This is a genomic window from Bacillus sp. FSL K6-0069, assembly GCF_038007785.1.
Classification (GTDB): domain Bacteria; phylum Bacillota; class Bacilli; order Bacillales; family Bacillaceae_G; genus Bacillus_A; species Bacillus_A mobilis.
Genome location: NZ_JBBOXN010000001.1, coordinates 4,054,679 through 4,077,940, shown reverse-complemented (window position 1 = coordinate 4,077,940; position 23,262 = coordinate 4,054,679). Strand labels below are relative to the sequence as shown.

Below are 23,262 nucleotides of genomic sequence, written 5' to 3'. Positions count from 1 at the left end.
GATGGGGATGGAGCTCATTTTAAAAGAACGGATGGGGAAAGAGAAGGATTATTCAATTTCGTATAGTACGTATATGAACCTTGTATTGTATACAGAGGGGCATGGCTATTATATGAAAGAACGTGAAAAAATTGGAAGGCAAGGGGATTTTTTTACAAGTAGCAATGTATCCTCTGTTTTTGCAAAAACCTTTGCTAAGTTTTTTATTCGTCTTGTTGAAAATGGTGAAGTTGCTCCGAATATTTGTGAGATTGGTGGGGGAACAGGAAGGTTTGCCTATGATGTTTTAAAAGAATGGAAGCAATTATCTCCAGAAACCTTTATTGATTTAAGTTATTCAATGATCGAAATGAGCCCTTTTCATAGAAACTTGCAGCAGAAAAATCTTTGTTCGTTTTCAAATGTGTCGTATTATACGTCGCATAGTGAAATGGGAGAATCGTTCGATGGGATTCTTTTTTCGAATGAGTTATTTGATGCATTTCCTGTTGAAGTAATTGAGAAGAGAAATGGAATGTTGTATGAGGTACGTGTTACGTACACGGAGGAAGGGAAACTTTCAGAAGTATGGAGGCCGTTACATAAAAGCATCGGTCGATACTTATTGAAATATAATATTCATCTTGCAGAAGGTCAACGTTTTGAAGTGCCAATTGCGATGGAAGAATATATAAAAGAAATTGCGAAATGGTTTCAAAAAGGTATATGTATTACAGTTGATTATGGATATACAAAAGAAGAATGGATGCATCCTGCACATCAAGAAGGAAGTTTACGAGGGTATTACGAGCATAAGCTAATCCGTAATCCTTTAGCACATCCAGGTGAAATGGATCTTACTACTCATATTCATTGGGACGAACTGAAAGAGATGTTTAGCTTGCAAGGCATGAATACAGTATGGCATAAGAAGCAGTCTGAATTTTTGTTAGCAGCAGGAATATTAGATCAGCTTACGGGTCACCAAGATAGAAATCCTTTTTCTGAAACTCAAAAACAAAATCGTGCAGTTCGTTCTATGATTTTGAGCGGAGGATTAGGGAGTGCATTTGATGTTGTTATACATACGAAACATATGCAACAGTTACGCTTGGAACGGTATTTGAAAATATAAAAAAAACAAGACACAGCATATTTCTGTGTCTTGTTTTTTAATACGACTTATGTAGCATCATATATTTCCTCTCATGATATATATTTATATTAAAGATATGAGATAAAAAATATAGAATACGCCCTTTTTCTCTGTTTATGAGTCCCTAACCCAATAATACGCGAACGAGTTGAATAATTGTCTCGTTTTCTACTTTGTAATAAATTTCCAATCCTTTTCTTTCACTTGAAACGATTTTAGCACTTTTTAACTTTGCTAAATGCTGTGAAATTGTAGATTGTGGCATGTTTAAGCCAGTGTACATTGTAGAAACGTTGCTTGGACCACGTTCAATTAATCCTTTTACAATACATAAGCGAACAGGATGAGCAAGTACTTTCAATAATTCTGCATTGCTTTCATATAGTTCTATTTCTTTTTGAAAGGTTTCTAACATGTTCTTTTCCACCTCCGTGTGAGCTGTTATACCATACTATACATACCAAAAAATTAAAGAAAAGAAAACAGTTGTTGCAGAAAAAAAGTCCTAAAGTAAAGAAATTGTAAGAAAAGAGACCCTGATGTAAATAAAGTAGATAAATTAGCACGGTTTTGTAAAATGACATTTTTGGGTGAAAATTTCGATGCGTTTTAAAAATTGAAAGATATAGATATATTTGTAACACAATTTTATCATGAATTTCTTATTCTTTCAAATGAATATACAAAATTTTTAAAATAATATGACAAAGGAATTATAATGTTATATATAGAATATAAAACAGGTTATAAGAAAAGAAGCTGAACGTAGTCAGCTTCGTTATGGTGAAAACGAAATGTTTGAATATAGCTGATAAATTTTAGAATTACCAAGACATTAGTTATATATTCTAGCGTTCACCTTGTATCAACTGTAAAAATCTGTGATTCCATATATTTTCATAAAAATCAATTGTATCTTTTGCAGACATAAATGGATTATTTAACGTAGAGGTTGCTTTCTGTACCATGAAGTTTTCGTATCCTAGTCCATGAGCGAATTTAATCGTAGCATCCATACAGTAATCTGTTTGGGCACCACAAAATTCAATACGATGTACAGATAATCGATCTAAAACCTCTTTTAAGTTTGTCTTATAAAATGAATTGGCATGTGTCTTTCTTACAAAAAAATCTTGTTCTTGAACATCTAAATCAGCATGAATAGCCCAAAGCTCTTTTTCGGGTACTAAATCATCATCACAATGTTGAACGAAAAGAATTGGTTTATTTGCTTTTCTGTATGAAGAAATTCTGTTATTTACTTTTGTAAGTAAGTTTTGTAAATCAAATAAATGTTCTTCGCTATAACATACTCCATTTTGTAGATCGATAACGATTAAAACATCTGCACAAGTATCCATTATTTTTGCCCCTTTTTTTACTTCTTAATATATCAATTAATTTATTACTTGGAAATAGATGGTTCTCTTTCGTTTTTTTATGAACTATACGAAAAGTAAAATATACGCAACAGCATAAAAAGAAGATATGAAAATTTAATTTCATATCTTCTTTTTTCTCTATGCATTTACAGGTTCTTCTACATAAGAAAGGGCATTTTCAAAATCGGATATTAAATCGTCAACATTTTCAAGGCCGACGGATAATCGAAGTAATGAATTAGAAATCCCTCTTTCATCACGAGCTTCTTGCGATAGTGCTGCATGTGACATTTTAGCTGGGTAGGAAAGAATCGATTCGACAGCTCCTAAACTAACGGCAAAGACAGGTAATTTTACTTTTGATAAAAATTGGCGGAGTGCGTCTTCTGATTGTAAAGTGAAAGATAGGACAGCTCCGGCTGATGTAGCTTGAGATTGTTGAATATCAAATCCAAGATGTGTTTGTAAACCAGGATAATAGACATTTTGAACTTTAGTGTGCTCTTGTAAATAGTGCGCAATTTTATTGGCGTTAGCAGCTGAATGTTCAAGACGTACATGCAATGTTTTTAGGCCGCGAAGCACGAGAGAACAATCTTGAGGACCTAAAATAGCGCCGAATGCATTTTGTAAAAATCCAAGTTTTTGGGCGAGTTCGGCATCTTTTACAACTGCTAATCCGGCAGTAACATCACTATGACCAGCAATAAATTTTGTGGCACTATGAAGAACGACGTCGGCACCAAGATCAAGTGGTTTCTGGAATAGTGGTGTCAAAAATGTATTATCAACAAAAGTAAGGGCATTAATAGATTTTGCAAGTTTAGAAACAGCACGAATATCTGTCACTTTTAAAAGTGGATTAGAAGGTGTTTCCACATAAAAGAGTTTTGTATTTGGCTTAATGTTTTGCTTTATTTCTTCTAAATTGGTCATATCAACAAATGTATGTGAAACACCGTAACGGGAGAGAACTTCAGTTATAATTCGATAAGTGCCTCCATATACGTCTTCTGAAATGAGTACGTGATCACCTTGTGAAAGAAGGAGGAATGCAGTAGAAATCGCTGCAATTCCCGATGCGAAGGCAAATCCTTTTGTTCCGCCTTCTAATAAAGCAATGATATCTTCAAGAGCTTCACGCGTTGGATTACCAGATCGGCTATAATCATATTTCCCGAACGTATCTACATCAAATTGGTGAAATGTTGATGTGTTATAGATGGGAACGTTAACAGCTCCTGTTTGCGAGTCATGTTTATATTGGTTGTGGAGTAAGAGTGTATCTATAGAATAACTCATATTCTTACACCTTCTTTTACAAGTTTAATGGCTTGCTTTAAGTCTTGAATTAAATCGTTACTATTTTCAATGCCAACGGAAAATCGAAGAAGACGATTGCATACACCGTTTGCTGTTCTGATTTCTTCAGGAATATCAGCGTGTGTTTGCGTTGCTGGATATGTCATTAAACTTTCAACACCACCAAGACTCTCAGCGAATGTAATTAAGGATAAAGATTGTAAGAATGGATTAATCCATGTTTCATCTTTCAGGCGAAATGAGATCATGCCGCCTCTTCCAGGATAAAATACATCTGTCACCCCGTCTTCATCATTTAAATAAGCAACAACTGCTTTTGCATTTTCTTCATGTTGTCTCATACGAAGCGCTAACGTTTTCATACCACGAATTAATAGCCATGAGTCAAATGGGCTTAAGACCGCACCAGAGGCATTATGATAATGAGCGATTTCCTCACAAAGTTCCTTTCCTTTTGCAACGACAAGTCCGCTTAGTACATCGTTATGCCCACCTAAATATTTCGTTGCACTATGCAGTACAATGTCAGCACCTTCTGTTAATGGCTGCTGTATATAAGGCGTGTAGAATGTGTTGTCTACAATAAGGAGTAGTCCGTGTCTTTTTGCTACAGTTGCGACAGCGGCAATATCAGTAACTTGCATTAATGGATTAGTCGGAGTTTCTATGAAAATAGCTTTCGTTTCAGTTGTGATGGCTTTCTCAATTTGTTTAATAGATTGTGTATTTACGTATCTACATCGAACATTCCACTTCTTTTCGTGCTCAGAAAATAATCGATAAGTGCCCCCGTATAAATCTTCAGACACAATAAGTTCGTCTCCAGAACGGAATAGCGAAAGGACGAGAAGAACAGCCGCCATTCCGGAGCTACAGGCATAACCTTGTTCGCCGTACTCTAAGTCTGCGATTGCCTGTTCTAAAAGACCGCGAGTTGGATTTCCAGTTCGTGAATAGTCAAAACCAGTAGATTTACCAATTCCTTCGTGACGATAAGCAGTTGAGAAATAAACAGGCGGATTAACAGTTCCTGTTGTAGTTTCGCTCCGGTTTCCGATTTGTGCTAGTTTTGTTTCAATAGTTGACATGTGAAAATTCCTCCTTTTTAAATTAACAATTAAGTGAATGTAAAGTGAAACTTTAATCAGTGAGGGATTCATCCCCCACTGATTATTAGTTGAACCAATCGGGCTTTTACGGGCAGTCGATTCCCACTTAACTTCTTTGCCCCAGCTGAATTTTGAGTTGGGAATCTTACTGCCCGTTAATGCGGGGTAAAATAAAAAAAGCCTTCTAAGAAGAAGGCTTTCGGTTTGAATAGAGTCTTCTTCTCATCTGTCAAATTTTTCACAATTTGCTGGAATTAGCACCTTATTAACAAATGTTAATGGTTGCTGAGGCGTCATAGGGCCAGTCCCTCTACCTCTCTAGATAAGAATGTTCGTATGAAATTTTATTATGTTTTTAACTTTACAACAAAAGATAATTGAATTGCAACTTTATTTTAAATAATTTTTATTTTTCCGCAAGTGTCATTGACTTTTGTATTTGTGCATGCTAAATTTATTAAAAAATTAACAAACATTGTTAAAAGGGGAACGCATTTCCTTTTAGCTACATAAATAAAATAATAAAGACAAACTCTTATTGAGAGCGGTGGAGGGAAAGGCCCTGTGAAACCCGGCAACCTTCAAACTAAATGTTTGAAACGGTGCTAATACCTGCAAAACGAATGTTTTGCATGATAAGAGGAGGATCGATTATGTCCCCCTCTTCAAAGTGAAGAGGGGGTTTTTATATTGATAGAAATGAGGGAGATTTGTGAAATTACTAGATTTATTATCAAAAGGAATTGTAATAGGTGATGGTGCGGTTGGGACGTTATTACATTCACATGGCTTGCAAAGTAGTTTTGAAGAATTGAATATATCTGATCCAGATTTAATTATATCGATTCATAAGCAATATGTAGCTGCTGGGGCTGATGTAATTCAAACAAATACGTACGGAGCAAATGAAGCGAAATTACGTATGTATGGTTTAGAAAATCAAGTTACTGAAATTAATAGAGCGGCAGTGAAATTGGCGAAAGCATCTGTGACAGATAGAAATGCAATTTTAGGAACAATTGGTGGTATGAAACATATCGGAGCTGTTACAACGACTGATATAGAAAGAGAATTTATGCTACTTGAGCAGGCAAGTGCATTACTAGAAGAACAGGTTGATGGACTGCTATTAGAGACTTTCTATGATGAGTTTGAATTACTTCATGCTGTTCAGGTGTTACGAAAACAAACGAATATTCCAATTGTAGCTCAATTAGCGTTACATGAGGCAGGTACGACTCAAAATGGAAATGATGTAAATGAAATATTAAAACAGCTTTTAGATTATGGTGCAAATGTGGTTGGATTGAACTGCCAATTAGGACCACTTCATATGACGGAAGCTTTTAAAATGATATCGATTCCGCAAAATGGCTACTTGTCAGCATATCCGAATGCAGGTCTCCCAAATTATGTGGAGGGACGTTACGTATATGAGGGAAGTCCAGCTTATTTCGAAGCGATGACACCGAAATTTATTGAGCAAGGTATTCGGCTATTAGGTGGTTGTTGTGGCACGACTCCAGAGCATATTGAAAGTATGAAACGTGCAATTGCAAATGTAACGCCTGTAATAGAAAAGGATACGATTCAAAGACCGAAAGTAGTTCATACACACGAGAAACGTTCGAAAGCTCATGTCACATTAGCAGAGAAAGCAAAAAAACAAACGACAGTAGTAGTGGAATTAGATCCACCGAAAACGTTAGATACGCAGCGATTTTTTGAAGGCGCAAGAGCATTGAAAAGAGCTGGAGCAGATGCTATTACTCTAGCAGATAATTCATTAGCATCGCCTCGCGTCTCGAATATGGCAATGGGAGCATTATTAACGAAGCACGATATTCCGGTATTGACTCACTTAACGTGTAGAGACCATAACGTCATCGGACTACAATCTCATTTATTAGGCTTATCAGCGTTAGGCATGGAAGAAGTGCTAGCTTTAACTGGAGATCCGGCACGTGTTGGTGATTTTCCAGGTGCCACTTCTGTATATGATTTGTCCTCTATTGAGCTCATTAAAATGATCAAAGAAATGAACGATGGGCGCTCCATTTTAGGGAAATCAATAGGGCCAGCAACAAGATTTTCAGTGGGAGGTGCGTTTAATCCGCATGTAAGACATTTAAAGGCAGCGGTTAAGCGAATGGAACGGAAAATAGATGCTGGAGCGGAATATTTCTTAACGCAGCCGATTTACGATATCGCGTTAATTGAAGAAGTATATGAAGCGACAAAGCATTTGGAACAACCTATTTTTATTGGGATTATGCCACTAATAAGTAAACGAAATGCAGATTTTCTTCATTTTGAGGTGCCAGGCATTACGCTACCTGAAGAAATAAGGGAGAGAATGGATGGACATGAAACGAAAGAGGCAGCAATTGAGGAAGGAATTCGCATTTCACAAGAATTAATCGATGCGGCGATGAAATATTTTAACGGCATTTATCTTATTACACCATTTCTAAAATATGAAATTACAGAACATCTTGTTAAATATGTGAGAGAAAAGCAAGAAGTGAAAGAAGGTATTAACTGATGAAATGTATAGAAGAAAAATTAAAAAATAACATCTTAATATTAGATGGGGCAATGGGAACAATGATTCAGCAAGAGGACTTAACTGCGGAAGATTTCGGAGGAGAAGAGTACGAAGGTTGTAATGAATATTTAGTAGAAACAAGGCCTGATGTCATTTTAAAGATTCATAAAGCTTATATTGAAGCTGGAGCGGATATTATTGAAACAAATACATTTGGGGCGACAAATATTGTATTAAGTGATTATGAGTTGTCGCATTTAGATGAGGAACTAAATGAGAAGGCAGCGCGTTTAGCGAAGCAAGCGGTCAACGAAAGCAGGAAGGAAGTATATGTTGCGGGAGCAATGGGACCGACAACGAAAGCGATTAGTGTTACTGGTGGTGTGACGTTTGAAGAATTAATAGAAGCCTATACACGGCAGGCAAGAGGATTATTAAATGGCGACGTAGATGTATTACTCGTTGAGACGAGTCAAGATATGCGTAATGTGAAGGCTGCTTATATTGGAATTCAAGCTGCTTTTGACGAACTAAATAAAATTGTGCCTATCATGATTTCAGGAACGATTGAACCGATGGGAACGACTCTGGCTGGGCAAACCATTGAGGCTTTTTACTTATCGGTAGAACATATGAAGCCATTGTCTGTTGGATTAAACTGTGCGACTGGTCCAGAGTTTATGAGAGATCATATTCGTTCCCTATCTGATTTGTCGGAGTGTTACATTTCTTGTTATCCAAATGCAGGTCTTCCTGATGAAGATGGACATTATCATGAATCTCCATCTTCTCTCGCTGAAAAAGTGAAGCGATTTGCTGAAGAAGGATGGGTTAATATTATCGGTGGTTGTTGTGGCACAACACCAGAACATATAAAAGCAATGAAATCTGCGTTAGGGTCTCTTAAGCCGCGTGAACAGCAAGAAAGAGCTGGACATGGGGTTAGTGGATTAGAGGCACTTCAATATGATGACTCTATGAGACCGTTATTTGTTGGTGAAAGAACAAACGTTATTGGATCGCGTAAATTTAAACGATTAGTAGCAGAAGGGAAGTTTGAAGAGGCTGCTGAAGTCGCAAGAGCGCAAGTGAAGAAAAATGCTCATATTATTGATATTTGTATGGCAGATCCTGATCGCGATGAAATAGAAGATATGGAAAACTTCTTGGCAGAAGTTACGAAAGTGTTAAAAGTACCGATTATGATTGACTCAACAGATGAAAATGTGATGGAGCGAGCTCTTACTTATATTCAAGGAAAAGCTGTTATTAATTCAATTAATTTAGAAGATGGAGAAGAACGATTTAAAAAGGTGACGCCGCTCCTTCGGAAATATGGTGCTGCTATTGTTGTAGGAACAATTGATGAAGATGGTATGGCGGTTAGTGCAGAACGAAAACTCGAAATTGCGAAAAGAAGTTATGAGTTATTGACGACGAAATATGGTATACGCCCGTCAGATATTATTTTTGATGCACTTGTATTTCCTGTAGGTACAGGTGATGAAGAATATATTGGTTCGGCGGCAGCGACGATAGAAGGGATTCGTCTTATTAAAGAAGCGTTACCAGAGTGTTTAACGATTTTAGGTGTAAGTAACATATCATTTGGTTTACCACCAGCTGGACGCGAAGTATTAAATTCCGTCTTTTTATATCATGCAACAAAAGCAGGATTAGATTATGCGATTGTGAATACGGAAAAATTAGAGCGGTATGCGTCAATTCCTGAGCAAGAAAAACGTCTTGCAGATGCATTGCTTTTTGAAACGACGCAAGCGACGTTGGAAGAATTCACAAACTTCTATCGCGTGGCAAAAAAGAAAGATGTCGTTATCCAAGAAACATTAACTCTTGATGAAAGGCTAGCAAACTACATTGTAGAAGGTACGAAGCAAGGGTTACAAGAAGATTTAAGTCTTGCACTTACAGAAGGAAGAAAACCTTTGGATATTATTAATGGCCCACTTATGACAGGAATGGATGAGGTGGGACGATTATTTAATAATAATGAGCTTATCGTTGCTGAAGTATTGCAAAGTGCTGAAAGTATGAAAGCTGCCGTAAGCTATTTAGAGCCACATATGGAATCTAGCGATAGTGCGAAAAAAGGGAAAGTATTATTAGCAACTGTTAAAGGTGACGTACATGATATTGGGAAAAACCTCGTTGAAATTATTTTATCGAATAACGGATATGAGATTATTAATTTAGGAATCAATGTTCGCTCGGATCGAATTGTACAAGAAGTACAAGAAAAGAAGCCTGACATTATTGGTCTTTCTGGTTTATTAGTAAAATCAGCGCAACAAATGGTAACGACTGCTGAAGATTTAAAAGCAGCAAATATTGATGTTCCAATCGTTGTAGGCGGGGCAGCGCTAACGAGAAAGTTTACAGATAACCGAATTTCACCATCATATAAAGGACTTGTATGTTATGCGAGTGATGCGATGACTGGTCTTGATATTATTAATAAACTTCAAAAGGAAGAAGAGCGCGAGAAGATGAAACAAGATAAAAAAGAGCGTCATCTTCATATCGTAGAAAAAGAGGAGAAGAAAGTAGAGATTCCAGCAGTAATTGAGCCATTAGCGAAGGCAGAGGTTATAGTGCCTGATTCAACAAAGCGAATTGTATTACGTGATATTCCAGCCCTTCATCTCGCTCCATTTTTAAATAGACAGATGTTACTTGGACATCACCTTGGATTAAAAGGAAATGTGAAGAAGCTTCTGCGAGAGGGAGATAAAAGAGCACACGAATTAAATGATTTAATAGACGAACTATTGCAGGAAGGACAATCTTGGTTAAAACCGAAAGCAGTGTATCAATTTTTCCCAGCGCAAAGCGACGGACAAAATATTGTAATATATGATCCAGAAGATCATACGCGTGTTATAGAGCGTTTCACATTCCCTAGACAAGGAAAAGCACCATATCGTACTTTAGGCGATTATTTACGCCCGGTTGGAGATGAGATGGACTATGTTGCTTTCCTATCTGTTACGGTTGGAGAAGGTGTTCGAGACATTGCTGAAGAGTGGAAGGTGAAGGGTGATTATTTACGCAGTCATGCCATTCAATCATTAGCACTTGAACTAGCAGAAGGACTTGCTGAAAAAACACATATGCTCATTCGTGATCGCTGGGGTATTCCAGATTCACCAGAACTGACGATGGAAGAACGTTTCCGTACGAAATATAGAGGGATACGCGTGTCCTTCGGTTATCCAGCATGTCCAGAACTTGCAGATCAAGAAAAGTTATTTCGCTTAATTCACCCAGAAGAAATAGGTATTTCATTAACGGAAGGATTTATGATGGAGCCAGAAGCATCTGTGACGGCTATGGTATTTTCTCACCCTGAGGCAAGATATTTTAGTGTATTATAGTGTAGAAGGGGGAGACGTATGAAGAAAATAGTCTTTACAGGTGGCGGTTCGGCAGGGCATGTAACACCTAATTTAGCCATCATTCCACATTTACAAGAACAGAATTGGGATATTTCTTATATCGGTTCTCATCAAGGAATTGAGAAAACGATTATAGAAAAGGAAGGCATTCCGTACTATAGTATTGCAAGCGGAAAGCTACGTCGTTATTTTGATTTGAAAAATATAAAAGATCCATTTCTTGTAATGAAGGGTGTTATGGATGCGTATGTAAGGATCCGAAAACTAAAACCGGATGTGATTTTTTCAAAAGGTGGTTTCGTATCTGTACCAGTCGTAATTGGAGGATGGCTAAATAGAGTCCCTGTTTTATTACATGAATCTGATATGACGCCAGGACTAGCAAATAAAATTGCGCTCCGTTTTGCTTCGAAAATATTTGTTACATTTGAAGAAGCTGCGAAACATTTACCGAAAGAAAAAGTAATTTATACAGGATCTCCTGTACGTGAAGAAGTGCTAAAGGGAAATCGTGAAAAAGGTTTAGCATTTTTAGGTTTTTCACGTAAAAAGCCAGTTATTACAATCATGGGAGGAAGTTTGGGCGCAAAGAAAATTAATGAAACGGTTCGAGGGGCGTTACCAGAACTTCTGAAAAAATATCAAATTGTTCATCTTTGCGGAAAAGGTAATCTTGATGAAAGTTTACAAAATAAAGAAGGATATAGGCAATTTGAATATATACATGGAGAGCTGCCAGATATATTAGCGATAACAGACTTTGTTATTTCACGTGCGGGCTCTAATGCCATTTTTGAGTTTTTAACATTGCAAAAGCCGATGGTTTTAATTCCGCTATCGAAATTTGCAAGTCGTGGAGATCAAATACTAAATGCAGAGTCTTTTGAAAGACAAGGATATGCTTCCGTATTGTATGAAGAAGATGTGACTGTGAAATCTCTTATAAAGCATGTTGAAGAATTAAATCAAAATAATGAGATGTATAAAACAGCTCTAAAAAAATATAATGGAAAAGAAGCAATTCAAACAATCATTCAACATATTTCAGAGGCATGATGAAACAATCATGCCTCTTTTAATAGGATGAAAGATTCCAAGAAACAGTGTTTTTATGTTACAATAACAAATGGATTAGTAGGGAAATTCCAATTAATGAAGCGTGAAAATACGAATGGATTAGGAGTGACTGTGTTGGAGCTAAGTCTCTATGAAAATACTGCACTTATTATATGCTTTGTGTTGTACGTTGGTAGTGTTATTGTTTATATTTCAAGGAAATTTTCGCAAGAAAGAGAACTTGAAAAATCAGAAATAACAGCTGAACTAGAAATGTTAGCTGATGAAAGTTATAAAAAGAAAAAAATAAAAGAAGAGCATGAAGAATCCCATCATTTAAACGCAAATAAGTTTTAAAGATGGGGATTTTTTTTTGAAGTCGTTCTTTATTATGTGTATAGCAAGTAACGCTAAAAGGAGTTTCCCATACATAATGAAGGAGTGTATATAAATGAATTTTTATGTCGCCTCAGGATTCCAAAATAAACATCTTGTACGTTCTATAGCAAATGAACTGAAACATGCAGGATGGCACCATACATATGATTGGACAAGAAACGAAAGAGCAGTGAATCAAGATCAATTAAGAGAAATTGGTCAGGCAGAAAAGAATGCTATAAAAGAAGCGGATGTCTTTTTACTTATATTAGATGGCGGAAACGGGAGCCATACAGAGTTTGGAATGGCGATTGCGCTAGAGAAAAAGATATATGTATACCATGAAAGAAACCCGCTTCAAACAACGTTCTATCATTTGCCAGAAATAAATATTTTTGAAGGAGATGCAACTGAATTTGCATCTTATGTTATGGATGACGTGAAATAATAATAACTGTCTAAAAGGTTATAAAAGTGATCTTTTGGGTACAGTGATGATAAGAAACGTATATAAAGGAGTATATAATATGAAATTAGAAAATGGATGGGAAACGAGCTTTTTAGAAGTCGTACAAAATAGTGAATTTAAGAAAGATGCACTGCTTAGTCAATTGCTTTGTGAGGATAGTGAAGAAGTTGAGGAGCTTGTTGATGATTATGGTTATGAAGAAATTATTGACCGTGAACATGATGAGGAATTAGCTGATATTTTAGGAGAAGAACTTTTTAGTGAGATGGAACGATGCGTATTCTTATCTTCACAGCCAGAAGAAAAACTTATTTCATTCGTAAATGGATTAGGTTTTCACGTGTTAGATTGGATCGTTCTTCTTGAAACAGAATTTGGAATTGATAGTGCAAACTTTACGTCGGACGCCGTGAAAATGTTAGAAAAGCGTTTTAGACAGTTTCCATACATAGAAGATAAAACAATTTTTGATATGACATTTGGAGAAGCAATGGATGTATTACAATCCATTACAGGATTACAACTGAAGGAAAAGATGAACGTATAATGTAAAAAAAAGAACGTGAGGCTATCACGTTCTTTTTTTTACATTATAATAATTTTGTCATCTAGTTTTGTCTGTCCGCTAAGAAGTGCGTTTAAATATTCCACTTTTCTTATACAGGCCTGTATATGTCTTTCAACCTCTTGCAACTCTGCTTGGTGATGTGTTTCAATCGGATGAATTTGTACGTTGAATTTTTCAAATTGACTACTATATGTTATTTCTGCATAGCCGCTCATAATATCCATTTCGTTATGAAATAAAAATTGCTTCGTTTTGTCACAGAATGATACATTCTGAAAGCCATATACTTTTAATGCTTCAATTACTTTTTTTATCATTTTTGTATTCATTTTTTAACCCTCTTTACGAAGTTCTACTTCTATAGTATAACATAAAAAATTACATAGAAAGCGCTTCCAAGTGTATTTTATTATAAACTTTACGTTTCAACCACAAAAATGAAACAAAGAAAAAATAATTGTAAAGAAGGAAGGACTCTTTTATTGTTTCGTCATATATATAGAGAAATAGTGCAATGAAAGGAAATTTTCCGAGGTGGAGATCGTATTTCCAATTTGAGCGCAGTAAAAGAGGTGAAAATCTTGAACTTTGATATTGTAGGACAAAAAGCATATATAAAAGATGGACCGCATCGGAACCGAATTGGAATTGTAAAGAAAGACGAGACAAAATTAGAATCGCAGTTTGCTATTGTAATTGGAGAACAAATCATTGATGTAGAGCTAAAGGATATTGTGTTAGTTGGAGTAGATGTAGGACAATTTCATAAATGGTGTGAACAAAATGGTTATTTGTGAAAAGGACGGGCTGTGAGATAATGAAATATATTTGAGAGAAGAGAATATGTTATTATATTCTCTTTTTCTATGTGTAAGGAGATAGAAATGAAGTATAAAGAACGAGATTTTACATTGGAGTTAAAAGAGAAGATTCAATGCATGGAGAAGGAAATAGAGAGAATATCATTTAAACTTTTTAAAGATTATTCACATTTGTACATAGAGAAAAACATGGAATTATTTATAGAACTCATCAGAGATAAAGAATATCCTTTTGAAACAGGATATTCTTCATCCGTTTCGATAGCTGTATTAGATGAAGAAGGGAAGATGATTGAATTTTATACTGTTCCTATCTGGGAATGTTGTAATTATTTTTTAGGAGTACCGCTTCAAATAAGGCTTTGGGGAAGTAAGTTAAGTGGTGAGCTTGTTGATGAATCTTATTGTGAGATAGAAGAGGAGTTAAAGGAGCGCTTGGAAGAGTTTTTACAGTTTGCAGATGAGGAATAATAGTTAGTCTTTAGTTTAAAACAAATAGTTATTAAAAAATGAAAAACGGTATATTTTCGTTATATTTATACGTGATGCCTTATGTATAAAAGACAAAGAGAAAGATGAAAAGAACTAAAAAAGGCCGCTAACAGTTTTTGTTAGCGGCCTTTTCATTATGAAGCAATTTCACCAGTTTTTGTATCATCTTGATTGTACGTATCTTGATCTAATTCACCAAGCCATTTACTAGAAATAAGACCTGCTGTCATAGAACCACTCACATTAAGAGCTGTACGACCCATATCGATTAATGGTTCAACTGAGATAACAAGAGCGACAATACCGATTGGTAAGTTCATTGTAGATAGTACGATTAACGCTGCGAACGTTGCACCGCCACCAACACCGGCAACACCGAATGAGCTAATAGCAACGACAGCGATTAAAGTTAAAATAAATTGTGGTTGTAATGGATCGATTCCTACCGTTGGAGCGACCATCATTGCAAGCATTGCTGGATAAATACCTGCGCAACCGTTTTGCCCGATAGATACTCCAAATGATGCTGCGAAGTTGGCAATCCCTTCGGAAATACCAAGCTTTTCTTTTTGCGCTTCAATATTTAATGGCATTGCACCAGCACTAGAGCGAGATGTGAATGCAAATGTTAATACAGGGAATACCTTTTTTAAATATTGAATTGGATTTAAACCAGATAGAGCAATTAATAATAAGTGGATAACGAACATTACGATAAGTGCTACGTAAGACGCTAACACGAAGTTACCAAGTTTTAAAATAGCATTAATATCGCTACCAGCAACTGTTTTTGCCATAAGAGCTAATACGCCGTATGGAGTAAGACGTAAAATTAATGTTACCATACGCATTACGATTGCATATACAGCATCAAGCATTTTCTTAAATAGTTCTGCTTGTTCTGGATATTTTCGTTTTACACCTATAAAGGCGATACCGATAAAGGCTGCAAATATTACAACAGAAATTGTTGATGTTGGACGAGCTCCTGTTAAATCAAGAAACGGATTTGTAGGCAATAGTTCTAATAATTTATCTGGAATTGTTGTTTTTTCAATAGAAGTAAATCTTTCTTCAACTAGCTTCAGACGAGCAGATTCTGCATCACCTTGTTGCAGGCCTGTTGCTGATACATCAAATCCTGCACTTGCAGCGATACCGACAGCTGCAGCGATTCCTGTAGTAAGAATTAAAATTCCGATAATAAGACCACTAATTTTACCAAGGTTTTTCGTTAACTGTAATTTTGTAAAGGCTGAAATAATAGATACTAAAATAAGTGGCATAACGATCATTTGAAGTAATTTCACATAACCGTTACCGATTAAGCCAAACCAAGTATTTGATTCAATAATTACTTTAGAAGTTGGCTCATAAATAAATTGTAATATAAGACCGAATATAATTCCGACTCCTAAAGCAGTAAATACACGTTTATTAAAAGATACATGCTTACGTTGCATATAATATAATACGCCAACTAAGATGAGCATGACTGCAACGTTAATTCCGACAAGCAGTGTATTCATGTTAATTCCCCCTAATTCCAATCTGTTATATAGAATATAAGGTAATAAAACCTATAAGTCAACTAGGAAATTGCGGAATTAAAAAAAAGATGGCAAAATGCCATCTTTAATGTCCAGCTCCAGGGACAAGTAAGAACGTCGTGTAGTATGTAAATCCTATGAAGAAAACAGTTAAATATGCCCCAAATACGTATATATACATACGCTCTGTTAAATTTAAATAGCTTAAAAGTACGAAGAATCCTGTTTGTCCTAAAAATAGTAGTGCGGTCGAATGCATATCCCCTACGTAAAACATAACCGAGAAAATTCCAGTCCAAAAGCCGAGAACGCGAAACATGCGCTCCATGCCATCTCCCTCCTTTTCTAAAAAAAGTAAACCTCACTTCATTATAGTTTATTTTTCTTACTATTGTAAATATTCGTTCATATAAAAAGAAGCCAATTATAATTGGCTTCTTTTTATATGAGAAAATTAAATTGTTAGTTTATAATTACAAGATTTACATCCATCTAGTAGACTGTCATTTCGTGTTAATTCCGTGTTAGGGAATAGGATTTCAAAAATTCCTTTCATCATATCTCCGTGCATATTACAAATCTCAGTTGGATGATGAACAGCAACTTCTTTAAATGGACAATTGTGTACATCATAGAAAATTTTCGTTCCATCTGCACTTAATTCAAATGCAGGTGATAAGCCAGCTGTTGAGAAAGCTTCTTTTGCAATTTGAACTTTTTGCTCGACTGTTAAAGCATCTTCATTCACATTTAAACGCAGCATATGTTGTTGCATTAATTCGGCTCCGAACTGTTTTCCAGTTTCGTATAGCGCTTTTTCACCAGCAGCGCCAAGACTAAGTAAAGAATTAAATGCGATTCTTGCTAACAATTGATAATCACGGAATGGAAATTGTAATTGAATCACATCTTCAGATAATACATATAATCTGCTTGGTCGTCCGCCTTTTCCAGTTTTCTTCGTTTCAGATTTCAGCATATGAACATCTTCTAATTTAGATAAATGTAAACGCGCTACGTTTGGATGAATGTCAAACTCATCTGCAATTTCTTGTACAGTTACGTAACTATGTTTTTGAGAAATATATTTATAAATGTAATAACGAGTTGGGTCAGATAATACACCTGTAATTTTTAAAGCTTGTTCCATGAGGATCTCCACCTTTATCACTTTATCCAAGATAATAACATTATAATACAGATAAACTTTCATATAGGTAATTTCAGACAATAATTCGGAAATTGTTCATAATTTCACAAACATATTTTCCCTTTTCCCTCTGGTGAAAATACAAAAATGCTGATTTTTCTTATAATTTTTTTCATGCTATATACATAGTGGGGAGGGAAAAATGATGAATGGAATTGAAAGTTTTGCGAATACGATTTTGAAAGAAGCGTGTAGGGTACAAGCTTCGGATTTACATATTGTACCCCGGAAGAAGGATGTAGCGGTTCAACTGCGTATAGGAAAAGATTTAATGACGAGATATTGTATCGAAAAGGAATTTGGAGAAAAACTTGTTTCACACTTTAAATTTTTAGCATCCATGGATATAGGGGAGAGGCGGAAGCCTCAAAATGGTTCACTGTATTTACAAATGGATGGGCAAGAAGTATATTTACGCCTTTCCACGCTACCAACTGTATATCAAGAAAGTCTCGTTATTCGTCTTCATTTACAAGCATCTATTCAGCCGTTATCGCATCTTTCGTTATTTCCAAGTACAGCGAAGAAACTACTCTCTTTTTTACACTATTCACATGGGTTACTCGTATTTACTGGACCAACTGGTTCTGGAAAGACAACAACAATGTATGCATTGTTAGAGGTAATTAGAAAAAAGAAAACACGTCGCATCGTTACACTGGAGGACCCAGTTGAAAAAAGAAATGACGATGTATTACAAATTCAAATAAATGAAAAAGCAGGTATCACATATGAGGCAGGATTAAAGGCTATTTTACGTCATGATCCGGATATTATTTTAGTCGGTGAAATTCGTGATGAAGAAACAGCGAAAATTGCTATAAGAGCAAGTTTGACTGGACATTTAGTAATGACGACACTGCATACGAATGATGCGAAAGGGGCGATACTCAGGTTCATGGATTTTGGTATAACGAGGCAAGAAATTGAACAATCTTTATTGGCTATAGCTGCACAACGACTTGTCGAATTGAAGTGTCCGTTTTGTAAAAGAAAGTGCTCAACTTTATGTAAATCAATGAGGCAAGTAAGACAAGCGAGTATTTATGAGTTGTTATATGGATATGAGTTAAAACAAGCGATTAAAGAAGCAAACGGGGAATGTGTCACATACAAGCACGAAACATTAGAATCTTCAATACGAAAAGGATACGCTTTAGGATTTTTAGAAGAGGATGTGTATGTTTAAGAAAATATGGAGTTTAAGTGATCAAGTAGTATTGCTGAAACGATTAGGAGAACTATTAGAAAAAGGATACTCCCTTTTACAGGCATTAGAATTTTTACGGTTTCAATTACCTTTAGAAAAAAAAGTACAATTACAGTGTATGATTGATGGATTAAAAGATGGAAAAAGTCTACACGATTCTTTTCATCAATTAAAGTTTCATCAGGAGATGTTAAGTTATTTATTTTATGCCGAGCAACATGGTGATATTTCTTTTGCATTGCAACAAGGGAGCGCACTTCTTTATAAAAAGGATAAGTATAGGAAAGATATGATGAAAATCATGCAGTATCCTATGTTTTTGGCGTTCTTTTTAATAATCATGATGTGGATTTTTAATCGCATTTTATTACCGCAGGTTGACATGGTATATAGTTCATTTGGTTCTACAGCATCGTTATTTACAGAACAAATATTAAGTGCAATTAAGCTACTACCCTATCTTATTTTTAGCATTATTTTTATCGTTATGATTGGCTGTAGCGTATATATATTTTACTTTCGGAAACTCCCGCATATTCAGCAGGTAAAATTTAAGCTTCGTATCCCCCTCGTAAAAACATTTCTTATTTTAAAGCATTCACATTATTTCGCCACTCAATTGAGCGGTTTATTACACGGTGGACTATCAGTACTTGAGGCTCTAACAATAATGATTGAGCAAAAATATCATCCGTTCTTTCAGTATGAAGCGGGCCGAATTGAACGCCAATTAATTGCGGGAGAACCGTTGCAATCTATTATTGCTAAAAGTGGATATTATGAGGAAGAACTTTCTTATATTATTACGCATGGACAAGCAAACGGCAATTTGGCGATTGAATTAGGTGACTACAGCGATCTTATTATGGAAAAGATGGAGCAAAAAGTTAAACGTATGCTAGTGATCATTCAACCAATTTTATTTACGTGTATTGGAGGAATAGTCGTTCTTATGTATTTAGCGATGATTATGCCAATGTTTCAAATGATGAATTCTATTTAGGGGGTGTTTACATGCAGAATGAGGAGGGATTTACTCTTTTAGAAATGTTATTAGTTATGGTCGTAATAACTGTATTATTACTATTAATTATTCCGAATGTAGTTACACAGCGCTCATCCGTCGAAGGAACAGGATGTAAAGCCTATGTGAAATCTATAGAAGCTCAAATACAGGTATACCAATTACAGCATAACAAAATCCCCTCGCTAAAAGAGTTAAGGGATGGAAAATATATTACAGCTGATGAGTGTCCGAATGGTGAATCCATTCATATTTCAAATGATGGCACAGTAACAACTGGGAAACTGTGAAAGAAAAAGGTTTTACTCTTTTAGAAATGCTACTCGTTCTATTTGCAATTTCTGTACTAAGTATGATCACGTATTTTAACGTACATTCATTACATGAAAAACAAAAAGTCGACCAATTTTTAAGACAGTTTTCAAATGATATTTTGTATATGCAACAATTAGCGATAAGTCGTCAAAAACACTATACATTACGATGGCATAAAGATAGACATACGTATTATATAGGGGAGCTAAGTACGAATCCTACTATCATTAAAAGAGAATATGATAGCGATATACAAATTGATTTGAATACTTTTCCAAATCCGATGACATATAATCCGAGTGGAAATATTAATAGAGGTGGCACGATTTTACTTTCGTATCGAAGTTATAAATATGAGATTGTATTTCAGCTTGGAAGAGGGAGATTTACGTATCGTGAAATGTCAAAAAGGGTCAGTGATAGCTGAGATGCTTGTAGCGTTAAGTATAGTAATGATGGCAGTGTCTTTACTACTTCCGCAAACAGTATTGATTATGCAAGAACGAAAAAACATACAAATTCGTTATAAAGCATTTGTATTATTAAAAAGAGAAGCAGCTTTATATATGTATGAGGATGGTGCGAAACAACAGCAAGAAAAAGTCGTAAACGGGAATGTATATTACACATATTGGGGAGGAAATGAAGTTTGTGCTATGTGGAAAGATGTGAAGGGAAGAATGGTGGAACAATGCTTTTATGCAGGAGAACAAATAAATTAGAAGTTGGGTTTACATTAATAGAAATGATCGTATGTTTTTTTCTGTTATCACTGTTCTTTTTACTCTTGCCACGTTTAAATTTTATTGGGATAGAAAATAACCAATCAAAAGGATTAAATAATTGGGAATGGGATGTGTTTTTAGGACAAGTACAGTTAGAGTTTCGTGAAGTATCTTTTGTAGAAAAAGTAGTCAATGAAAATAAAGATAGTCTTTTGCGCTTCCGCCTTCGCACTGGAGATGAAGTGACGTATGAAAAATTGAATAATCATCTGATAAGAAAAGTAAATATGCGCGGAAGAGAAATTATATTACAAAATGTTGGAATGGTTTCGTATGAAGTAACACCTCATTTGCTTTTTATAAATGTGAAAGATAGGAGTGGGAAAATATATGAAGGTGTAGCTGTAAGGTATAGTGAAATGGAAATAAATATATGAGAAAACAAGATGGATTTACGATGCCAGGAACAATCATTTTTCTTGTATTATTAACTTCGTTCTTTGTATACGAAACGAATATGTTACTTATAGATAAAAAATTTTATATTGAAATAGAGCAAAAGTTTGTAATGGAGGAACTACTAAATCGATCGATTACAAGTATAAAAAAAGACTTACAGCAAAAAGAAAAGGAAGATACATTTTTCTTTCAATATGAAAAGGGCGAAGCAAGTGGAAATTACGTTTTTGAAAGCGACGATATACTCGTTTTGTTGCAGTGCAAAATAAAGCAGGAAATTTTCTATAAAGTAAGCTTTCGGTATAGAAAAAAGGATGAAAAAATATTCGATTGGATAGAAGGATAGTCTGTGAAATATACGGATAAAAACCATAATTTCTCATTTTAAAACAGGCTGTTTTTTCAAAGGAAATGGATAAATAAAACAGTTGAAAGTTTAAATTTTCTCAAAAAAGAGAAAGGTAGAAAGAATGTGATATATTCAAGCTATCCAAACATATTTTTTTAGGGAGAATAGGGAAATGACAAATAACAATCAAATAGGTGAAAATAAGGAACAAACTATTTTTGATCATAAAGGAAATGCAATTATGACAGAAGATAGGGAAATACACATTATTTCAAAATTCGAAGAACCTCTTATTGTCGTGTTAGGAAATGTATTAAGCGATGAAGAGTGTGATGAATTAATTGAATTGTCTAAAAGTAAGTTGGCACGTTCTAAAGTTGGTTCATCACGTGATGTAAATGATATTCGAACGAGTAGTGGTGCATTTTTGGACGATAATGAACTTACTGCGAAGATTGAAAAACGAATTTCATCTATCATGAATGTTCCCGCGTCGCATGGAGAAGGATTACACATTTTAAATTATGAAGTAGATCAACAATATAAAGCGCACTATGATTATTTTGCAGAACATAGTAGATCAGCTGCTAATAATCGTATTAGTACGCTTGTCATGTACTTAAATGATGTAGAAGAGGGCGGAGAAACGTTCTTCCCTAAATTAAATCTTTCTGTGCACCCTAGAAAGGGAATGGCAGTATACTTTGAGTATTTTTATCAAGACCAATCATTAAATGAGCTTACGTTACATGGAGGGGCACCTGTAACGAAAGGTGAGAAATGGATTGCAACGCAGTGGGTAAGAAGAGGCGCTTATAAGTAAAAGCGTGTATGAAACGTTTTGTTCTTCATTATATAAGAAGAACAAAACGTTTTTTTATTAAATAATGTAATCATTCGTTATAATAACAAATAATAACGGATGATTGAGAGGAACGAACATGAAATCTATATACATAACCGGTTATATGGGAGCTGGGAAAACAACAATTGGAAAAGCGTTAAGTAAAGAACTTCATATGGATGTTGTCGATACAGACCAAAAAATTGAAGAGAAGCAGGAGAAGGCAATTCGTAATATTTTTGCTGAAGAAGGCGAAATGGCTTTTCGGGAATATGAAAGTGAAATGTTACGTTCACTACCGAGTTGTAATGTAATTATTACAACTGGTGGCGGCATCATTGAACGAGAGGAAAACCGAAAGTGGATGAAGGAAAATGGAACTGTCGTGTATTTATATTGTGATCCACATGTAATTGCAGAAAGGCTTCGTGAAGATACGACACGTCCACTATTTCAGAAGAAAGATATAGAGGCATTTGTGGCAAAATTTGAATCGCGCCGAGCTTATTATGAAGAGGCTCATATTCATATCGATACGACGAATAAGTCTGTAAAGCAAATTATGAATGAATTAAAAGAAAAGATTAATGAATAAAAAAGTGGACATACTAATCAAGTAGAGGTGATGATAATATGTCTACTAATGATTATGTTCGCTTTGTGACACAGCAGTTTGTGTCGTATATGGATGCTCCAAAAGAAGATCGTAAACAAAAGAAAGAACAACGCCGTGCTGAAAAAGAGCCATTTATGAATAAGTGGTTTGGTGTTATGCCGCTAAGTGCTGCTTTGTTTTATCGAAATGTAAAAAATAAAAGAAAAAAATCAAGTTAACGATTTCGTAATATGTGTAGCAAAATGAAAATCCCCTAGTAGTAT

Annotated in this window: 27 protein-coding genes and 2 riboswitches; of the genes, 19 read left to right on the top strand and 8 right to left on the bottom strand. The window is 35.2% G+C overall.

The annotated features are described in order from the left end of the window. The first annotated feature begins 1 nt into the window (after position 1). On the top strand, positions 2-1,114 hold the full coding sequence (locus MHB74_RS20935; protein ID WP_061677361.1) for a class I SAM-dependent methyltransferase: 1,113 nt from the start codon (positions 2-4) through the stop codon (positions 1,112-1,114). A 145-nt stretch (positions 1,115-1,259) separates the two neighbouring features. Here MHB74_RS20935 and MHB74_RS20930 read toward each other — a convergent pair whose 3' ends face one another. From MHB74_RS20930 to metI, 4 genes are all read right to left on the bottom strand, one after another. Continuing rightward, entirely contained in the window at positions 1,260-1,550 is a 291-nt protein-coding gene (locus tag MHB74_RS20930; protein WP_000894375.1) for an ArsR/SmtB family transcription factor, read from the bottom strand. A gap of 433 nt (positions 1,551-1,983) precedes the next feature. Continuing rightward, positions 1,984-2,496 carry a cysteine hydrolase family protein gene (locus MHB74_RS20925; RefSeq protein ID WP_061677363.1) on the bottom strand — a complete coding sequence of 171 codons (513 nt, stop codon included), beginning with the start codon at positions 2,494-2,496 and terminating at the stop codon, positions 1,984-1,986. Positions 2,497-2,655: 159 nt separating this feature from the next. Then, positions 2,656-3,819 carry a cystathionine beta-lyase gene (gene metC / locus MHB74_RS20920; RefSeq protein ID WP_061677365.1) on the bottom strand — a complete coding sequence of 388 codons (1,164 nt, stop codon included), beginning with the start codon at positions 3,817-3,819 and terminating at the stop codon, positions 2,656-2,658. Beyond that, positions 3,816-4,928, bottom strand: a complete 1,113-nt coding sequence (metI, locus tag MHB74_RS20915) for a cystathionine gamma-synthase/O-acetylhomoserine thiolyase (RefSeq protein ID WP_061677367.1) — start codon at positions 4,926-4,928, stop codon at positions 3,816-3,818. Before metI ends, metC begins: the two co-directional genes overlap by 4 nt. Before the next feature lie 240 nt (positions 4,929-5,168). Next, positions 5,169-5,278: riboswitch (SAM riboswitch) on the bottom strand. Positions 5,279-5,481: 203 nt separating this feature from the next. Next, positions 5,482-5,591: riboswitch (SAM riboswitch) on the top strand. A 70-nt stretch (positions 5,592-5,661) separates the two neighbouring features. Here metI and MHB74_RS20910 point away from each other — a divergent pair. The 6 genes from MHB74_RS20910 (at position 5,662) to MHB74_RS20885 (ending at position 13,363) form a co-directional block, all read left to right on the top strand. Further along, positions 5,662-7,494, top strand: coding sequence for a bifunctional homocysteine S-methyltransferase/methylenetetrahydrofolate reductase (locus tag MHB74_RS20910; protein ID WP_061677368.1), 1,833 nt, complete (start codon positions 5,662-5,664; stop codon positions 7,492-7,494). Beyond that, a complete protein-coding gene (gene metH / locus MHB74_RS20905) occupies positions 7,494-10,892 on the top strand; it encodes a methionine synthase (protein WP_061677370.1) in 3,399 nt (1,132 codons plus the stop codon). Before MHB74_RS20910 ends, metH begins: the two co-directional genes overlap by 1 nt. Before the next feature lie 18 nt (positions 10,893-10,910). Then, positions 10,911-11,969, top strand: a complete 1,059-nt coding sequence (murG, locus tag MHB74_RS20900; protein WP_061677372.1) for an undecaprenyldiphospho-muramoylpentapeptide beta-N-acetylglucosaminyltransferase — start codon at positions 10,911-10,913, stop codon at positions 11,967-11,969. Between the two features lie 96 nt (positions 11,970-12,065). After that, positions 12,066-12,326, top strand: a complete 261-nt coding sequence (locus tag MHB74_RS20895) for a DUF3966 domain-containing protein (RefSeq protein ID WP_000817963.1) — start codon at positions 12,066-12,068, stop codon at positions 12,324-12,326. Between the two features lie 94 nt (positions 12,327-12,420). Then, entirely contained in the window at positions 12,421-12,795 is a 375-nt protein-coding gene (locus tag MHB74_RS20890; protein ID WP_061677374.1) for a nucleoside 2-deoxyribosyltransferase, read from the top strand. Between the two features lie 79 nt (positions 12,796-12,874). Further along, the gene (locus MHB74_RS20885; RefSeq protein ID WP_061677376.1) at positions 12,875-13,363 is read left to right on the top strand and encodes a hypothetical protein; all 489 of its coding nucleotides are present in this window, start codon (positions 12,875-12,877) and stop codon (positions 13,361-13,363) included. Positions 13,364-13,401: 38 nt separating this feature from the next. Here the strand turns inward: MHB74_RS20885 and MHB74_RS20880 are convergent, their stop codons facing one another. Further along, complete coding sequence (locus MHB74_RS20880) at positions 13,402-13,713, bottom strand: hypothetical protein (RefSeq protein ID WP_001093241.1); 312 nt, start codon at positions 13,711-13,713, stop codon at positions 13,402-13,404. A gap of 252 nt (positions 13,714-13,965) precedes the next feature. Between MHB74_RS20880 and MHB74_RS20875 the strand changes: the two genes are divergently transcribed. After that, the gene (locus MHB74_RS20875; RefSeq protein ID WP_061677377.1) at positions 13,966-14,181 is read left to right on the top strand and encodes a DUF3912 family protein; all 216 of its coding nucleotides are present in this window, start codon (positions 13,966-13,968) and stop codon (positions 14,179-14,181) included. An 87-nt stretch (positions 14,182-14,268) separates the two neighbouring features. Next, on the top strand, positions 14,269-14,676 hold the full coding sequence (locus MHB74_RS20870) for a hypothetical protein (protein WP_061677378.1): 408 nt from the start codon (positions 14,269-14,271) through the stop codon (positions 14,674-14,676). A 155-nt stretch (positions 14,677-14,831) separates the two neighbouring features. Here MHB74_RS20870 and MHB74_RS20865 read toward each other — a convergent pair whose 3' ends face one another. The 3 genes from MHB74_RS20865 to MHB74_RS20855 all read right to left on the bottom strand — a co-directional run bounded on the left by MHB74_RS20865 (position 14,832) and on the right by MHB74_RS20855 (position 17,397). After that, positions 14,832-16,226: an L-cystine transporter gene (locus MHB74_RS20865; protein ID WP_001094339.1), complete on the bottom strand. Its 1,395-nt coding sequence runs from the start codon at positions 16,224-16,226 to the stop codon at positions 14,832-14,834. 106 nt (positions 16,227-16,332) lie between these two features. Next, positions 16,333-16,575, bottom strand: a complete 243-nt coding sequence (locus tag MHB74_RS20860) for a DUF2626 domain-containing protein (RefSeq protein WP_000440714.1) — start codon at positions 16,573-16,575, stop codon at positions 16,333-16,335. 126 nt (positions 16,576-16,701) lie between these two features. After that, complete coding sequence (locus MHB74_RS20855) at positions 16,702-17,397, bottom strand: helix-turn-helix transcriptional regulator (protein ID WP_061677379.1); 696 nt, start codon at positions 17,395-17,397, stop codon at positions 16,702-16,704. Positions 17,398-17,602: 205 nt separating this feature from the next. Between MHB74_RS20855 and comGA the strand changes: the two genes are divergently transcribed. From comGA to MHB74_RS20805, 10 genes are all read left to right on the top strand, one after another. Next, entirely contained in the window at positions 17,603-18,646 is a 1,044-nt protein-coding gene (gene comGA, locus MHB74_RS20850; RefSeq protein WP_061677380.1) for a competence protein ComGA, read from the top strand. Further along, on the top strand, positions 18,639-19,670 hold the full coding sequence (gene comGB / locus MHB74_RS20845) for a competence type IV pilus assembly protein ComGB (protein WP_081110180.1): 1,032 nt from the start codon (positions 18,639-18,641) through the stop codon (positions 19,668-19,670). Before comGA ends, comGB begins: the two co-directional genes overlap by 8 nt. A gap of 11 nt (positions 19,671-19,681) precedes the next feature. Then, positions 19,682-19,981, top strand: a complete 300-nt coding sequence (comGC, locus tag MHB74_RS20840) for a competence type IV pilus major pilin ComGC (protein ID WP_061677382.1) — start codon at positions 19,682-19,684, stop codon at positions 19,979-19,981. Continuing rightward, complete coding sequence (gene comGD, locus MHB74_RS20835; RefSeq protein ID WP_061677384.1) at positions 19,978-20,433, top strand: competence type IV pilus minor pilin ComGD; 456 nt, start codon at positions 19,978-19,980, stop codon at positions 20,431-20,433. Before comGC ends, comGD begins: the two co-directional genes overlap by 4 nt. After that, positions 20,426-20,728 carry a competence type IV pilus minor pilin ComGE gene (comGE, locus tag MHB74_RS20830; RefSeq protein WP_061677523.1) on the top strand — a complete coding sequence of 101 codons (303 nt, stop codon included), beginning with the start codon at positions 20,426-20,428 and terminating at the stop codon, positions 20,726-20,728. Before comGD ends, comGE begins: the two co-directional genes overlap by 8 nt. Further along, entirely contained in the window at positions 20,698-21,168 is a 471-nt protein-coding gene (gene comGF, locus MHB74_RS20825; protein WP_061677385.1) for a competence type IV pilus minor pilin ComGF, read from the top strand. The genes comGE and comGF overlap by 31 nt, the downstream gene beginning before the upstream one ends. Then, on the top strand, positions 21,165-21,536 hold the full coding sequence (gene comGG, locus MHB74_RS20820; RefSeq protein ID WP_061677387.1) for a competence type IV pilus minor pilin ComGG: 372 nt from the start codon (positions 21,165-21,167) through the stop codon (positions 21,534-21,536). The genes comGF and comGG overlap by 4 nt, the downstream gene beginning before the upstream one ends. 175 nt (positions 21,537-21,711) lie before the next feature. Continuing rightward, positions 21,712-22,362, top strand: a complete 651-nt coding sequence (locus MHB74_RS20815; RefSeq protein ID WP_061677389.1) for a 2OG-Fe(II) oxygenase — start codon at positions 21,712-21,714, stop codon at positions 22,360-22,362. A 118-nt stretch (positions 22,363-22,480) separates the two neighbouring features. Next, a complete protein-coding gene (gene aroK / locus MHB74_RS20810; RefSeq protein ID WP_061677391.1) occupies positions 22,481-22,978 on the top strand; it encodes a shikimate kinase AroK in 498 nt (165 codons plus the stop codon). 38 nt (positions 22,979-23,016) lie between these two features. Further along, the gene (locus MHB74_RS20805) at positions 23,017-23,217 is read left to right on the top strand and encodes a YqzE family protein (protein ID WP_000106081.1); all 201 of its coding nucleotides are present in this window, start codon (positions 23,017-23,019) and stop codon (positions 23,215-23,217) included. Positions 23,218-23,262 lie beyond the last annotated feature (45 nt).

What these genes read in the sequence shown, in the direction of transcription:
- metI (WP_061677367.1), bottom strand. Translation starts at nt 4,928, where the DNA reads ATGTCAACTATTGAAACAAAACTAGCACAAATCGGAAACCGGAGCGAA.
- metH (WP_061677370.1), top strand. Translation starts at nt 7,494, where the DNA reads ATGAAATGTATAGAAGAAAAATTAAAAAATAACATCTTAATATTAGAT.
- MHB74_RS20815 (WP_061677389.1), top strand. Translation starts at nt 21,712, where the DNA reads ATGACAAATAACAATCAAATAGGTGAAAATAAGGAACAAACTATTTTT.
- comGB (WP_081110180.1), top strand. Translation starts at nt 18,639, where the DNA reads ATGTTTAAGAAAATATGGAGTTTAAGTGATCAAGTAGTATTGCTGAAA.
- comGF (WP_061677385.1), top strand. Translation starts at nt 20,698, where the DNA reads ATGCTTTTATGCAGGAGAACAAATAAATTAGAAGTTGGGTTTACATTA.
- metC (WP_061677365.1), bottom strand. Translation starts at nt 3,819, where the DNA reads ATGAGTTATTCTATAGATACACTCTTACTCCACAACCAATATAAACAT.
- comGC (WP_061677382.1), top strand. Translation starts at nt 19,682, where the DNA reads ATGCAGAATGAGGAGGGATTTACTCTTTTAGAAATGTTATTAGTTATG.
- MHB74_RS20930 (WP_000894375.1), bottom strand. Translation starts at nt 1,550, where the DNA reads ATGTTAGAAACCTTTCAAAAAGAAATAGAACTATATGAAAGCAATGCA.
- MHB74_RS20805 (WP_000106081.1), top strand. Translation starts at nt 23,017, where the DNA reads ATGTCTACTAATGATTATGTTCGCTTTGTGACACAGCAGTTTGTGTCG.
- MHB74_RS20880 (WP_001093241.1), bottom strand. Translation starts at nt 13,713, where the DNA reads ATGAATACAAAAATGATAAAAAAAGTAATTGAAGCATTAAAAGTATAT.
- comGG (WP_061677387.1), top strand. Translation starts at nt 21,165, where the DNA reads ATGAGAAAACAAGATGGATTTACGATGCCAGGAACAATCATTTTTCTT.
- MHB74_RS20935 (WP_061677361.1), top strand. Translation starts at nt 2, where the DNA reads ATGGGGATGGAGCTCATTTTAAAAGAACGGATGGGGAAAGAGAAGGAT.
- MHB74_RS20855 (WP_061677379.1), bottom strand. Translation starts at nt 17,397, where the DNA reads ATGGAACAAGCTTTAAAAATTACAGGTGTATTATCTGACCCAACTCGT.
- MHB74_RS20890 (WP_061677374.1), top strand. Translation starts at nt 12,421, where the DNA reads ATGAATTTTTATGTCGCCTCAGGATTCCAAAATAAACATCTTGTACGT.
- comGA (WP_061677380.1), top strand. Translation starts at nt 17,603, where the DNA reads ATGAATGGAATTGAAAGTTTTGCGAATACGATTTTGAAAGAAGCGTGT.
- MHB74_RS20885 (WP_061677376.1), top strand. Translation starts at nt 12,875, where the DNA reads ATGAAATTAGAAAATGGATGGGAAACGAGCTTTTTAGAAGTCGTACAA.
- MHB74_RS20870 (WP_061677378.1), top strand. Translation starts at nt 14,269, where the DNA reads ATGAAGTATAAAGAACGAGATTTTACATTGGAGTTAAAAGAGAAGATT.
- MHB74_RS20865 (WP_001094339.1), bottom strand. Translation starts at nt 16,226, where the DNA reads ATGAATACACTGCTTGTCGGAATTAACGTTGCAGTCATGCTCATCTTA.
- aroK (WP_061677391.1), top strand. Translation starts at nt 22,481, where the DNA reads ATGAAATCTATATACATAACCGGTTATATGGGAGCTGGGAAAACAACA.
- MHB74_RS20925 (WP_061677363.1), bottom strand. Translation starts at nt 2,496, where the DNA reads ATGGATACTTGTGCAGATGTTTTAATCGTTATCGATCTACAAAATGGA.
- murG (WP_061677372.1), top strand. Translation starts at nt 10,911, where the DNA reads ATGAAGAAAATAGTCTTTACAGGTGGCGGTTCGGCAGGGCATGTAACA.
- MHB74_RS20860 (WP_000440714.1), bottom strand. Translation starts at nt 16,575, where the DNA reads ATGGAGCGCATGTTTCGCGTTCTCGGCTTTTGGACTGGAATTTTCTCG.
- MHB74_RS20895 (WP_000817963.1), top strand. Translation starts at nt 12,066, where the DNA reads ATGAAGCGTGAAAATACGAATGGATTAGGAGTGACTGTGTTGGAGCTA.